Origin of the sequence: Silicimonas lutimaris (assembly GCF_047314965.1) — a bacterium.
GTDB lineage: Bacteria > Pseudomonadota > Alphaproteobacteria > Rhodobacterales > Rhodobacteraceae > JAVJUV01.
This window is the reverse complement of record NZ_JBLBVK010000042.1, coordinates 1-13,318: the sequence shown is the minus strand read 5'-3', so window position 1 is coordinate 13,318 and position 13,318 is coordinate 1. Positions and strand designations below refer to the sequence as shown.

The following is a 13,318-nucleotide window of genomic DNA, read 5'->3' as shown; positions in this document are numbered from 1 at the left end:
GACCCCGCCCGATTTTCGCCTGGAAGAATTTCAGAGGCCGACCATGCGTCGGATATCGGCAGGCGTCGCTCCGTCGTCGCGATAGGTGCGGATCGCACGGGCGTCGTCCCGCTTGGCCAGGCGCGTGCCTGCCTCGTCCCGGATCAGTCGGTGATGGTGGTAGATTGGCGTGGGCAAGCCGAAGAGATGCTGGAGAATGACCTGAACGGGCGTGAAGTCGAACAGGTCCTCGCCGCGAATGACATGGTTGATCTTCTGATCGGCGTCGTCGAACGCTGAGGCAAGGAAATACGCGACGATTCCATCCCCCTTGCGGCCAAGGACAACGTCGCCGATCGTGCGAAGAACGATCTCCGGATGGAGCATGTGCGTGCCGGGTGACGACGGACCTGTCTCCTCGAAGACCAGAGACGCGGGTTCCAGGCCGTCGAGTGCCCGCGAGAGATCAAGTCGGATCGCATCGCCTGGTGTCCGCTCCGACATCGGACGGCCCCGGCATGTGCCGGGATAGACCTGGTGGGTAACGCCCTCCTGGGGCGCCGCAAGGGCCGCGCGGATATCGCTTCGGGTGCAGGAACACGGGTAGAGCAGGCCGCGTGCAGCAAGCGTATCAAGCCGCGCGTTGTAGCTGTCGACATGCTCGGACTGGCGGTGAATCGGGCCGTCCCACGACAGACCGAGCCAGGCGAGGTCTTCCTGAATCAGAGTATCCCATTCGGGCTTGGACCTCTCGAGATCCGTGTCCTCCATCCGAAGCAGAAACGCGCCGTCCGCAGCTCGTGCCATGTCGTGCGCGAGGATCGCCGAGTAGGCGTGGCCAATATGAAGCGGGCCCGTGGGCGAGGGGGCAAAGCGGGTACGGAAGATCACGTGCGTTTGAGAACGTAGACTGTGGACATCATGTTCTTGGCGGGAAGATGGGGGCCATCTTCCTCGAATACCAATTCTATATCGGGGGCCAGTACCGCAATGTCGAGGCGGTCGGTATAGCCGCGGTCCGCCAGGGTGGCGTCGTTGAAGCTGAAAGCCAGAAACCCGCCCGAAGGCAGCACGTCTACCAGCATGTCCAGTGTCTCGGGGGGGGCGGCGCCGAGGCTGATCACGCCGGTTGCCACGATGATCGGATACGCGCCGCGTTTGACGTGTCCCAAATTTCCGGGCTCGCCTTCCCAAAGATGCGTGTAAATGCCGCGCTCGCGGGCTTTGTCCAACATCTCGGGCGATATGTCGGTGCCGTCGATCTGGGAAAATCCAGTGGCCTTCAACGCAAGTCCCGACAGGCCGGTCCCGCAACCGAAATCAAGAACCGGTTTGTCGGGGTTTGCGCCGGAACGGCGCAAGGCCATCGCCACCCGCCCCGGTGTGGCATAGCCCCACTCTGCCACGTCCTTGTCATAGGTCTCGGCCCAGGTCGCGTAGATCTGCCTGGTTTCTCCGACGGTGTGCCGGGTCCAAAGCTTGTCTTTCGGATCTCCTGTCATGGCGCGGAGACTATGCGACCGGTCTGGCTGCGTCCATCACTCTGCGGCAAGACTGTCGCCTTGCGCCACCAGCCAACCGCTCCAGTCGGCCTTGGCCCTGTCGGTATAGGCCTTGTAGCGGTCACGGCGGCCGCGACGGCCGCCCTTTGCGTCTACAGGAGGGAACAGGCCGAAGTTGACGTTCATGGGCTGGAACGTCTTGGCGTCCGCACCTCCGGTGATGTGGGTGACAAGCGCCCCTGTCGCCGTTGTCGGCGGCACTTCGGGAAGGATGCGGTCTTGTATCTCCGCCGCGGCCAGTCGGCCCGCCAACAGCCCCATTGCCGCAGATTCCACATAGCCTTCGACACCGGTGATCTGTCCGGCAAAACGTATGTTCGGTTTGGTCCGGAGGCGCATCTGGCGATCCAGAAAGCGAGGGCTATTGAGGAACGTGTTGCGGTGAATGCCGCCAAGGCGCGCGAACTTCGCATCGGAAAGCCCCGGGATCATGCGGAAGACCTCGGTCTGAGCACCATATTTCATCTTCGTCTGGAAACCGACGATGTTGTAGAGCGTGCCAAGCTTGTTGTCGCGACGAAGCTGGACAACGGCATAGGCCTTGGTCTGGGGGTCGTGGGGGTTTGTGAGGCCCACGGGCTTCATCGGTCCGTGGCGCAAGGTTTCACGCCCGCGCTCGGCCATCACCTCGATCGGCAGGCAGCCATCGAAATACCCCGCCGTTTCACCTTCGTGGAACTCGGCCTTGTCGGCAGCCAAAAGCGCGTCGATGAAGGCCTCGTACTCGGGTTTAGTCATCGGGCAGTTGATGTAGGCCTTCTGCTCTTCCTCGGTTTCGCCCTTGTCGTAGCGCGACTGTTCCCACGCCACCGACATGTCAATCGTGTCGGCATAGACGATCGGTGCGATGGCATCGAAGAAGGCGAGGGCATCTTCACCGGTTTCGGCGCGCACGGCTTCGGCCAGCGCTCCCGAGGTCAGAGGACCGGTAGCAATGATCCAGTGGCCATCGTCGGGCAAACGAGTGATTTCACCGGCCTCGACGGATACATTCGGATGAGAACGCAGGCGTTCGGTTACGGCCTCGGAGAAGGCATCACGGTCGACCGCCAAGGCCCCACCCGCGGGAAGCCGATGACGGTCGCCCATCTCCATGATCAACCCGCCCGCCTGTCGCATTTCCCAATGAAGGAGGCCGACCGCATTCTGCTCATCGTCGTCAGAGCGGAACGAATTGGAGCAGACCATCTCGGCAAGGTTGCCGGTCTTGTGGGCGAAGGTCTCTACATCAGGCCGCATCTCGTGGATGACGACTTTGATACCAAGACTGGCAGCCTGCCACGCAGCTTCGGAGCCCGCGAGACCACCGCCAATGATGTGAAGTTTATCCGACATGAGGGCGATGTATCGCCCGCGTCAGGTTTTGAAAAGGGTCAGGACACGCGAACGACCTCGAAGTCCTGCCGGTAGATTTCAGAGCGCACGCGACGGGTGTGGCCAGGCCGCGCCGTGTTCTGAACATGCGACCCGGTTTCCTCTGGGAGGTTTTCCCGTGGCTTGTGCACTTTCACGACATGCTCGCTGCGCCTTTCCGTTCCGGAGGCAGTGGAAAGAAAGCCGAAGGGAGCAATTGTCAGGGAAGACGTGTCTTCCCCCCTTGTCAGAAGAAGGCCCGCGATCAGGGCGAGGTCCCGCCAGAAACCGCCTACATCCGCGTGCCCGGTCTGTACCACCATTGTCAGGTAGCTTGCCCAGAAGATCGCAAGCGCCAAAACGAGTGTTGCCGGCAGCCGATAAATTCCGAAGAGAACCATGGAAGAAAGGGCCACCACCAGCACTCCGGCCAGGAGACCGGCAACCGGTTGCTCTACGAAGGGCATGAAGAGCACGCCGACATCTGCGCCGTCAATCAGGCCGAAACCCAGCGCCATGAAATAGGACGTGATCAGAAGGCGTGCGACGCCGTGTGCAGACAAGCGGACAAAGAATGACTTCTCAGCCTCCCGCATTGGTTATCCTTTCGTCAATTCAGCAGAAAACATGAACACGAAATAGAAACACAGCGTCCGTGGACGGAGGCTTCGGTCTATTTTTGCTGATAGAGTGGCGTTTGTTGGGCGCTGAAGCGGAATTTCCTTGCGTGAAATGGGTCAGAAAAGCGGCGGGTTCGAATGGCGATGCCATCCGAACCCGACAGAACGCCTTTGATTTGGAAACTTACCAGAGCCCGCGGCGGACAAGGGGACCGAACGGATCGGCTTTTCTGAACATGCGGGTTGAAGGATCCGTTCCGCCAGACGCGCCGAAGTTGAAGGTGATCCCCAGTCCGATGCGTGTTGCAGCAGGGGCGCCGTCACGGCCAACCAGATCCGAGTGCGTTGCACTGGCATAGAGGCCCCAGGGCGCTCCCTCCGGACTGTAGCGCATTGTGAGAGCGGTTTCGACAGATGTGGCCCGAAAACCGGCCTCGTCAAAGTCGGCCACATCCAGGGCCGCCTCGATTTCCAGACTTGGAGTCAATGAATGGACAAGCGAAAGGCCCCCGAATATGTAATCCATTGAATTTCCATCAGCAGCTCCCAGCCCCAGCCGTCCTTCCACAGTGGTCGTCTCGCCAAGTGAAAGCATCCCCTCGGCGCCCGCGCTAACCCATGCCATGGAGCGTCCGTCGGCATCGGACAGAGACAGAAAGAGCCCGTATTTTTGTCCTGGACGCGGAGCCATGTAGAGGTGGCCAGTCAACTGGCCGATCGTGCCGGTCGCGGTTTCGTAGAAGCCCAGATCGCCCTGGAGCCCATGCACCTCGGTGATCCGAACATCGACCGAGGAAGCGAAGCCGGCATTCTGCCTTCCATTTTCGTCCTCGGTCGAGCCCGCTTCCAGGGTAGCGCCGGTGATGCCCAGACTGCTTTGCGCAAACACGGGGGAACCCAGAAAAATCGCAACACACGCAATAACAGCTTGAGCCTTCATCGCTTTACCCTCTCGTCTACCCACCCGGCAGAGAGAGTTGTGGCAGAGGGCGGCTGTTAATGGAAGATTAATATAAACATATGGTTAACGAGTAAAATTAACTTTTTACGTTAACCACAAAAGTCTCGAAATCAGTCAGAGAAATGGACTTACCAAAGGTAAGCTCCGGCCTGCGGTAACTTCTCGGACGTTATTCCGTCTCGGACTCGTCGTCCTGCTCGGCGATCCAGGCGACGGATACAACCTCTTCGCCTTTCGACGTGTTGAACACCTTGACGCCGCCGGCCGATCGGGACCGGAACGAAATTCCGTCCACCGGAACCCGGATGGACTGTCCGGTGGATGTCGCAAGCATAATCTGGTCGCTGACTTCGACAGGGAAGGAGGCCACCAGCGGGCCGCCGCGCATCGCCTTGTCCATGGCCATAACGCCCTGGCCCCCACGTCCACGCACAGGATAGTCATGCGAGGACGAGAGCTTGCCAGAACCGCCAGATGTAATCGTCAGGATCAGGTCTTCGGACGCGGACATCTCGGCGTACCGCTCGGGGCTGAGCTGACCCTCGGCCACGGCCTCTTCGTCGTCATCGGCCTCGATTTCTTCTTCCACGCCACCAGCCATCAGCCTGCGCTGCTTGAGATAGGCGGCGCGTTCGGCAGGATCGGCTTCGAAGTGCCGGATAACGGACATCGAGACAACCCGGTCGGACTCGGCCAGCCTGATACCCCGAACGCCGGTCGAGTCGCGGCCCTTGAACACACGGACTTCCGTGGTCGGGAAGCGGATCGCACGGCCAAGAGCCGTCACCAGCATGACGTCGTCGTCCTCGTTGCAGATCCTTGCGTTCACGAGGCTGACGCCATCGGGCAGTTTCATCGCGATCTTGCCGTTCGACTTCACGTTGGTGAAATCGGACAGCGCGTTGCGGCGGACGTCTCCATCCGATGTCGCAAAGAAAATCTGCAGGTTGTCCCATTCTTCATCGGGAACGTCGACCGGCATGATCGCCGCGATGGAAACACCCTGCGGGATAGGCAGTATGTTCACGATGGCCTTCCCGCGAGACGTGCGGCCGCCAAGGGGCAGGCGCCACGTCTTCAGTTTGTAGACCATACCGTCAGTGGTGAAGAACAATAGTTGTGTATGAGTATTGGCCACGAACAACGTGGTGACGACGTCGTCTTCCTTGAGAGCGCCGCCGGACAGCCCCTTGCCGCCGCGCTTCTGGGCCCGGAATTCCGCTAGGGCCGTGCGCTTTATGTAACCGCTCTCGGTCACGGTAACGACCATGTCCTCACGCTCGATGAGGTCCTCGTCTTCCATGTCACCGGACCAGTCAACGATCTCGGTACGACGAGGTACGGCGAACTGGTCCTTCACTTCGCGCAGTTCATCCGAGATGATTGCCATGATCCGCTCGCGCGAGCCGAGAATGTCGAGGTAATCCTTGATTTTGGCCGCCAGCTCTTCCAACTCGTCGGTGACTTCCTTCACGCCCAGTTGGGTGAGGCGCTGGAGACGCAGTTCGAGGATGGCTCGCGCCTGCGTTTCGGACAGGTTGTAGGTGCCGTCGTCGTTCATAGTATGCGTCGGGTCATCGATCAGCCGGATGAACGGCGCGATCTCCTCGGCGGGCCACCGGCGCTCCATGAGTTTCTCACGCGCTTCAGCGGCGTCCGCGGACGAGCGAATGGTGGCGACGACTTCGTCGACGTTAGAAACGGCAACCGCGAGGCCGCACAGCACGTGGCTGCGCTCCCGCGCCTTGCGCAATTCGTATGCCGTTCGCCTTGCGACAACTTCTTCGCGGAAGGCTATGAAATATGAAAGGAAATCCCGAAGCGTCAGCTGTTCGGGACGCCCGCCGTTCAGCGCGAGCATGTTGCAACCAAACGACGTCTGCATCGGTGTAAAGCGGAACAACTGGTTCAACACGACTTCCGGCGTAGCATCCCGCTTCAGTTCGACAACCACGCGTACGCCGACGCGGTCGGATTCATCCTGAACGCCGGAGATGCCTTCGATCTTCTTTTCGCGGACGAGATCGGCGATCTTTTCGATCATCGACGCCTTGTTCACCTGGTAGGGGATCTCGTCGAGAACGATCGCGTAGCGGTCCTTACGAATTTCCTCGACGCGCGTCTTGGCACGAATGATGACGCTGCCACGCCCTTCGAGATAGGCTTTCCTGGCGCCCGACCGGCCAAGGATTACCCCGCCTGTGGGAAAGTCCGGGGCAGGGATGAACTCCATTAACCGCTCCGTCGACAGGTCCGGGTCTTCGATCAGCGCCAGCGTGGCATCGACGACTTCACCAAGGTTGTGCGGAGGGATATTGGTCGCCATGCCGACGGCGATCCCGCCGGCTCCGTTGACCAGCATGTTCGGAAACCGCGCGGGCAGGACAGAGGGCTCGCGATCCTTGCCGTCGTAATTGTCCTGAAAATCAACCGTTTCCTTTTCAATATCGGCAAGTAGCGCAGCGGCCGGCTTGTCCATACGCACTTCGGTGTAGCGCATCGCCGCCGGGTTATCCCCGTCCATCGACCCGAAGTTGCCCTGACCGTCGAGCAGGGGCAGAGACATCGAGAATGGCTGAGCCATGCGCACCAGCGCGTCATAGATCGCGCTGTCCCCGTGCGGGTGGTACTTGCCCATCGTGTCGCCGACGGGGCGCGCGGATTTGCGGTAGGCCTTGTCGTGCGTATTTCCGGTCTCGTGCATCGCGAAAAGGATGCGGCGATGCACAGGTTTCAGCCCGTCGCGCAGGTCCGGAATGGCCCGACTGACGATGACCGACATCGCATAATCGAGGTATGAATTACGCATCTCCTCTTCGATGGATACCGTTGGTCCATCGTAGACAGGCCGCTCTGGCGGCGTTTCGTCCATGTTTTCAGGAGGTTCTGGCGTATCTGTCAAAGCTCTCTCGCGTTTTTTCAACGTCTACATCTGGTTGGTCAGACGTTATCAGACCGCAAGGATTGGGTGCAATGCCGAATTGCGGCGCTGATAGATAATGTCATTGGCACCTTTGGGTCTGGCGGCTACCCTTTAAGGAATAGATCAGGGGAGCCTTTCATGCATAGAATTGGTGTTTTTCTTTTGGTTATGGCGTTGAGCGCGGGTGTCGCGTTTGCTCAGGATGCTCGAACACTCGTCGAAAGCGCCGTAAATCTCAACCGCTATGCCACAACACTTGAGGGAGAGCAAAGGCAGGGCGTCCTTGTCGACGTCAGACGCATACTCGACCGCGTCGTGACCGAGTACCCGAATTCGCCCGAGGCGGCGACGATCCGCGCCGGCGGGTTTCTCGGCGAATTGAACGTGGCGGTACTCGATGCACAGATCAGAGGACAGAGCCTCGTACCGCCGCCGCCACCGTCAGGAAATACGATGGAGGGCCAGATCTATGGGGACCAACTTACAGTTTCCCCACCAGAATTGGCCGGGATTCCGCCTGCGCCTCTGGATCCAAAGGAGCGCATGCGGGCGATCCAGCAGGCGTTGAATTCCGTTGGGTGTGAAACCGGCACGCCGGATGGTGTTGCCGGGCGGAAGACCACGAGGGGCTACGAGACCTTTCTGAAAGAAAAGGGACTGGATCAGGCCCTTTACAGCATGGAAAGTGACGCCTTCTGGCAGGTACTTCAAAGCAGTCAGGGAGTGGTCTGTGAATCCATGCCAGTGGTCCCGGTCACGCCGCAGACGATGCCAGGAAACTGGACTTATGTAGCGAATTGCGGACGCGATTCCAGAATGCCCGGCCAGAGGGTCACCGGGGTGGTCTCACTACGTTACACCGGCGGCAACGGCTTCAGTGGAGACCTCAGAAACAGCCAGGGGCTGAGAGCCAAGGTCGTGGGCAAGGTAGTCGGGCGACAGGTAACGCTGACCACGAATTTCGGGCTGTTTTTCGGAAAGGTCAGTTCTCGCGGGACCGTGGCGGACGACGCCTATGTGGTGCATGGCAGGGATTCCAACGGCTGTCGCTTTACCGCAACGAAACGGTAGCTGGCAGCCGACTTTGTCGAGTGCCAACATGCTGTTTTTATTGAAAAGTAATCTGTCCTGTGTCTCAATTTTCACATGGGGCAGATTGAGAGGTCATGATGAGTGTCTCTGAAACCGAGCTTTTGCTGAAAGGATACGGGCTGACCACGGCGGAGATCTTCTACCGGATGCCGGATTACAAGAACGTGCTGAACACGTTTGTCTGGCAGGACTACGATCTTGCGCCGGATCATCCGAGGCTCTTCAAGTTTATCGAATTCTGGCAGGACGAAATCGAGGGGCCGCTTCACTCGGTCCGGTTCGTTCATCGCAAGATGCTGTCTCCCGGCGAATGGCGGAACGTGACCGGAGAGTTCACGCTGCACTAGGTCGGCAAGGCGTCGGCAAAACGTATGGCAAGCGTCGGCGGATGCTTCAGGCGCGCTGACGCAACGCCAGGAACCAGATCAATGCGAAGCCGAAAGAGAACAGGGCATTCCAACTGGCCATGGAAATGCCAAGGAATGCCCAAGCCACCTCGTCGCACATGACGATGTCGACTGGCGCGTCGAGCGACAGGAGGTCCGATCCGCTCATGCCGGCGAGCGTGTCGCCCGCTCCGGTGCAATCCGACGGGCCTTCCCAAAATCCGCGCTCGATACCGGTATGATAGACACCGATCCCCGCCGTCGTCAGCGCGCCTAGGAGTCCGATAATCCCAAGCAATGTGAGCGGACCCAGCGCGCCAACCAGCGCGCCGGCCGCGATGGCGGCACCATGCGGCCAACGCTGCCAGATACAAAGCTTGCAAGGGGCATAGCCAAGCAGTTGGAAGAAGAATGCCCCCGCCAGAAGAGCGAACGAACCGGCGGCGGCCAAAAGCATCAGATTCTTGCGGGTCACAGGTACCTCAGCACGTAAAATCCTCCGAGCAGGAGAATGACGAACAACGTGAAGAGAAGTCCCAGGTACTTCTCGATGAAGACCCGAATGGGCGGGCCGAACTTCCACAGGAGCCCAGCCAACACGAAGAAGCGCAGGCCCCTGGCGACAATCGAACTTATCACGAAGACCGGGATCGACAATCCCGTCCAGCCCGACATGATCGTTATCACCTTGTACGGAAACGGCGTAATCCCCGCTACAAGAACCGCCCATGCGCCCCATTCATTGAAACGATCGTTGAAGGCCTCGACCGCATCGGCCTTGCCATAGACATCGAATACCCACTGCCCGACGGTGTCGAACAGGACCGCACCGATGAAATAGCCAAACAAACCGCCGACCACGGAGGAAACTGTCGCAACCAGCGCGATAAGCCATGCGCGAGACGGGGCGGCAAGGATCATCGGGATCATCAGGATATCCGGTGGAATCGGAAATACCGAACTCTCGATGAAGGCCACGAAAGCCAGCGCCCAAAGAGCGCGAGGGTGGGCGGAAAGAGAAATCGTCCAGTCGTAAAGGCTGCGGATCATGAAACTACCTACGCATTTTTTGATGTTAGAACACATGCAGAGTTGTTGCCGTCAAGCCTGCGACGTTGCACAGTCTGCGGTGTGTGTGTTTTTCGGAGGTCATTCATGAAGTGGCAAGGACGGCGCGGCAGCCGGAATATCGAGGATCGGCGCGGACGCACAATGACCGGCGGAGGCAGCATCGGCCTGGTCGGCTTGCTGATTATTCTTGGACTGGGCTATTTTTTCGGAATTGACGTCACCCCGCTTCTTCAAGGCGGCGTCGGTGGCGGTCAGGTTGTCGAGACCGAATTGACCGAGGCCGACAGGCGCGCCGGCGAGTTTGTCTCGGTGACTCTTGCCGACACGGAGGAGGTCTGGGACGACATCTTCCGCAGACAGGTGGGCGAAACCTACAACCCGCCAACGCTTGTTCTCTACAAAGGGGTCACCCAATCTCCCTGCGGCGGGGCCTCCGGGGCGACCGGGCCATTCTACTGTCCCGGAGACAAAAAGGTCTACCTTGATACAGGGTTCTTCACCACGCTCGAACGCCGCATGGGCGCGGGCGGTGACTTTGCAGCGGCCTATGTCGTGGCCCATGAGGTCGCTCACCACGTCCAGGATGAACTTGGCATCCTGGGACAGGCCAACCGGGTGCGCGCGCAGTCCAGCGAAGCCGACTCCAACGCGATTTCCGTCAGGATCGAATTGCAGGCCGACTGCTATTCCGGCGTCTGGGCCCGGGCGGTGCAATCTAAGTTTGGTACGCTAGAGAGGGGCGACATCGCCGAGGCGATGAACGCGGCGAAGCAGATCGGCGATGATACCCTGCAGCGGAACTCAGGGCGCATCCCCCAGCCTCACACCTTCACGCATGGCACTTCGGAGCAGCGCCAGAGGTGGTTCGCAACGGGATACGAGACCGGCGATATCCGCGCCTGCGACACGTTCGGCGCGCGGCAGCTCTGAGTCCAAATCTTGGGGCTTCACGAGGCGATCGTGACGCGATAAGAGGGCAAGGTGTGCCCGAGTGGCGGAATGGTAGACGCAGCGGATTCAAAATCCGCCGGTAGCGATACCGTGCGAGTTCGAGTCTCGCCTCGGGCACCAAAAAAATCAAAGACTTAGGGGAATAAAAGCGAAGGCTCGAAAGGCGCTTCGTTGGCTTAGTAAGCAAATAGTAAGCAGTCTAAATAGGGGAAGCGGGGGCTTTCTGGCGATTCAGGCGTCAGGCTCTCGGTCGTAGTCTTCCAGAAACGCATTCCAGCGGGCCTCGGCCTCGGGTGTGCCGGTCCTGACAGGGCCATCGATCTTGCGCCCGTCCAGTATCTTCGCCAGCGGCTCGGCAGCCTTCGGGTCCATCGCCTTGCGCATCCGCTGGTCGGTCAACCCAAGGTCAGCGCCGTAACTTCTTAGCATGGTAAGCCGTGATGTCGGAAAACCCACCGGGTCAGCCTCGAATTGGGCGACCAGTTCGCAGAAGACGCGGGCAGTTACCTCGCGGCTTTCGTCCAACCAGGTTGCCTTCGCCAGAAACCGCTTGAAGACGGTCTGCGCAGGCTTGGACATGCCTTTCGGCATACTTAGCGCCTCATCAAAGTCACCTGTCGGCAATTCCTCCGGCTTTCCGTGCCGATGAGGGCGATATGTGCCTTTCAGCTTCAATTCTTCGATGCTTTTTCTAGGTCTGCCCATCTGGTCACCTTTTCAATAGTTTTGGCCATACATGCAAAGAGCGGGGCGGCGGGTTTCCACGGTCATGCCGCTCTTACCTTTTCCCTTGGGGTGCTGGCTGCGGTTCGATCTGCTTGTTGGCTAGGCCGTTGCGGCGTTTCCACTCGGCCATGTCCTTGGTCGCCTGTTCCGCCATCCGCCATCCGATCTCGGCTTCCTGTTCACTGGTCATCCGATTAAAACTCCCATGGCTTGCGGCCCTCGGCCCGTGCCTTATCTGCCTGCTTTGGGAGATACCGGGACTGCGGTGTCAGCCGGAGAGCTGTTGCAAGCGTCTTGATCGTCTGCGCCAGCTTCGAATGCGCCGCGATCAGCTTAAGAAACTCATCAGGATTGAAGGCGTCGGCATTCTCCGCCTGATATACAAGCTGCCCGATCCGGCGGGCTGAAACCGTGGCCCGGCAATAGGCCGCCAGGACGGGCGCATTGCCCGCATTGATCCAGTCGGCAGGCAGGCTTTCCGTGATCGCCTTCCAGACTTCGCTTTCTTCATCTCGCAGCGAATAATCCGCATCCATCCGCGCTGAAACTTCCGTTTCGGGCTTCGGAATGGTCAATTCTTCCTGCGATTTTGGGCCTCGTGTTCCCATGTCCTGAAACCTCGTTTGTTACCGTTTCTGACAGGAAGGCTAGCCCCGCCGGTCCGTGGCGTTTTTCCCTGGAAATTGATGTACCCCCCCTCCCGTTCGGGACGCTTTTCTCGATGGTTGAGTAGCGCAAACGCAGGAAGGACGCTGCTTTGTGGTGATGAAGAAGCGCCGTCTCGGATGGGAAAGTTCCGTCCGTCGCATTGCGGAGCAGAGAGGAAGAGCTTGAAAGCTCTGAGTGGCTTTTGTGGTGATCAGTTGTCTGGCAAGATACGAAATCCAAAGCGTTCGCGCGAAGCGGAGCCGTTCTTGCTAACTGGCCGGCCACACTCATTTGGCGAACTCCGCTCGCTGGAGCCAGTTTGAGAGCTGCCGAGCCATGATGGCCTCCCCTGACCGTCCTCCATGCACCCACCTTGGATGGCTCGGCCCGGCCTTGTGGCCACCTCCCGCGCCGTGAACACGGCAGACGCGCCAGCCCCGGACCGCAGGGCACTTGCAGCGCTCTCCGGTGGACTTTGCTGTTGCGTGACATCGCGGTGCTTTTCGGAGACGATGGACAGGGTTCATGGGGCTATCGTCAGCTTTCGTCATCATCCCTCCTCCGGTAGCTGATATCGCCCACCACGGCCTGACCACCGTCTTTCACCTCGACGCGTTCAACCCGAACGACCTGTTGTGCTTTCGCTCGATACTTCTTCAGACCCTCCACCTGCGCCAAGAAGGTCCGATTAAGGCGCGTCAACGATCGCTCATACGTCTCCCTGAGTTCTGGGCTGGTTGCCGAGAGAAACCGCGATGCCATGCACGATGTCGCAAAGTCCGTGGCGGCCATCTGGTTGACCAGCATGGCTTCGATGGCATCTCTCGGCTCCCTCTCGATGGCCAGGGCGGGAACGAGTTCGAGCTGATTGAACCCTGCGTTTCCAAGGGCACTAAGGCCGACTCCCAAAAGAAGGTTGGCCGCCTCCTGTGTCTTCAGGCCATACAGCTGGCGTATCTGATCCTGCGTGTCGGGTTGGATGGTGACGCTGTTGTCACTGGTGCGTTCGAGTTTGGGAGCGCTTCGTCCCGGGGCCTCAAGTGCCA

General features: G+C 59.5%; 15 protein-coding genes and 1 tRNA gene. 4 read left to right on the top strand and 12 right to left on the bottom strand.

Annotated features, from left to right (window positions below; all coding sequences use genetic code 11):
• Positions 1-30: 30 nt before the first annotated feature.
• The 6 genes from gluQRS to gyrA all read right to left on the bottom strand — a co-directional run bounded on the left by gluQRS (position 31) and on the right by gyrA (position 7,377).
• A complete protein-coding gene (gene gluQRS, locus ACKLNI_RS06915) occupies positions 31-870 on the bottom strand; it encodes a tRNA glutamyl-Q(34) synthetase GluQRS (protein ID WP_413718325.1) in 840 nt (279 codons plus the stop codon).
• Complete coding sequence (locus ACKLNI_RS06910) at positions 867-1,481, bottom strand: class I SAM-dependent DNA methyltransferase (RefSeq protein ID WP_413718324.1); 615 nt, start codon at positions 1,479-1,481, stop codon at positions 867-869. Before ACKLNI_RS06910 ends, gluQRS begins: the two co-directional genes overlap by 4 nt.
• Before the next feature lie 36 nt (positions 1,482-1,517).
• Positions 1,518-2,876, bottom strand: coding sequence for a methylenetetrahydrofolate--tRNA-(uracil(54)-C(5))-methyltransferase (FADH(2)-oxidizing) TrmFO (gene trmFO / locus ACKLNI_RS06905; protein ID WP_413718323.1), 1,359 nt, complete (start codon positions 2,874-2,876; stop codon positions 1,518-1,520).
• A 38-nt stretch (positions 2,877-2,914) separates the two neighbouring features.
• The gene (locus tag ACKLNI_RS06900) at positions 2,915-3,490 is read right to left on the bottom strand and encodes a hypothetical protein (protein ID WP_413718322.1); all 576 of its coding nucleotides are present in this window, start codon (positions 3,488-3,490) and stop codon (positions 2,915-2,917) included.
• 208 nt (positions 3,491-3,698) lie between these two features.
• A complete protein-coding gene (locus ACKLNI_RS06895) occupies positions 3,699-4,403 on the bottom strand; it encodes a hypothetical protein (protein ID WP_413718321.1) in 705 nt (234 codons plus the stop codon).
• A gap of 241 nt (positions 4,404-4,644) precedes the next feature.
• Positions 4,645-7,377: a DNA gyrase subunit A gene (gene gyrA, locus ACKLNI_RS06890; protein WP_413718320.1), complete on the bottom strand. Its 2,733-nt coding sequence runs from the start codon at positions 7,375-7,377 to the stop codon at positions 4,645-4,647.
• A gap of 159 nt (positions 7,378-7,536) precedes the next feature.
• Between gyrA and ACKLNI_RS06885 the strand changes: the two genes are divergently transcribed.
• Positions 7,537-8,469, top strand: a complete 933-nt coding sequence (locus ACKLNI_RS06885) for a hypothetical protein (protein ID WP_413718319.1) — start codon at positions 7,537-7,539, stop codon at positions 8,467-8,469.
• A gap of 98 nt (positions 8,470-8,567) precedes the next feature.
• A complete protein-coding gene (locus tag ACKLNI_RS06880; RefSeq protein ID WP_413718318.1) occupies positions 8,568-8,837 on the top strand; it encodes an usg protein in 270 nt (89 codons plus the stop codon).
• A 46-nt stretch (positions 8,838-8,883) separates the two neighbouring features.
• Here ACKLNI_RS06880 and ACKLNI_RS06875 read toward each other — a convergent pair whose 3' ends face one another.
• Together ACKLNI_RS06875 and ACKLNI_RS06870 are read right to left on the bottom strand one after the other, a co-directional pair.
• The gene (locus ACKLNI_RS06875; protein WP_413718317.1) at positions 8,884-9,351 is read right to left on the bottom strand and encodes a disulfide bond formation protein B; all 468 of its coding nucleotides are present in this window, start codon (positions 9,349-9,351) and stop codon (positions 8,884-8,886) included.
• Entirely contained in the window at positions 9,348-9,926 is a 579-nt protein-coding gene (locus tag ACKLNI_RS06870) for a YqaA family protein (RefSeq protein ID WP_413718316.1), read from the bottom strand. The genes ACKLNI_RS06875 and ACKLNI_RS06870 overlap by 4 nt, the downstream gene beginning before the upstream one ends.
• 105 nt (positions 9,927-10,031) lie before the next feature.
• On the opposite strand from ACKLNI_RS06870, the gene ypfJ reads away from it, so the two are divergent.
• Entirely contained in the window at positions 10,032-10,877 is an 846-nt protein-coding gene (gene ypfJ / locus ACKLNI_RS06865) for a KPN_02809 family neutral zinc metallopeptidase (RefSeq protein WP_413718315.1), read from the top strand.
• A gap of 55 nt (positions 10,878-10,932) precedes the next feature.
• Positions 10,933-11,018, top strand: a tRNA-Leu gene (locus ACKLNI_RS06860).
• A 111-nt stretch (positions 11,019-11,129) separates the two neighbouring features.
• On the opposite strand, the gene ACKLNI_RS06855 is transcribed toward ACKLNI_RS06860, so the two are convergent.
• From ACKLNI_RS06855 to ACKLNI_RS06840, 4 genes are all read right to left on the bottom strand, one after another.
• Complete coding sequence (locus ACKLNI_RS06855) at positions 11,130-11,603, bottom strand: hypothetical protein (RefSeq protein ID WP_413718314.1); 474 nt, start codon at positions 11,601-11,603, stop codon at positions 11,130-11,132.
• Positions 11,604-11,676: 73 nt separating this feature from the next.
• Positions 11,677-11,814 carry a hypothetical protein gene (locus ACKLNI_RS06850; protein ID WP_413718313.1) on the bottom strand — a complete coding sequence of 46 codons (138 nt, stop codon included), beginning with the start codon at positions 11,812-11,814 and terminating at the stop codon, positions 11,677-11,679.
• 4 nt (positions 11,815-11,818) lie between these two features.
• A complete protein-coding gene (locus ACKLNI_RS06845) occupies positions 11,819-12,232 on the bottom strand; it encodes a hypothetical protein (protein ID WP_413718312.1) in 414 nt (137 codons plus the stop codon).
• Positions 12,233-12,809: 577 nt separating this feature from the next.
• The coding region (locus ACKLNI_RS06840; protein ID WP_413718311.1) for a hypothetical protein at positions 12,810-13,318 on the bottom strand (509 nt) is incomplete at its 5' end.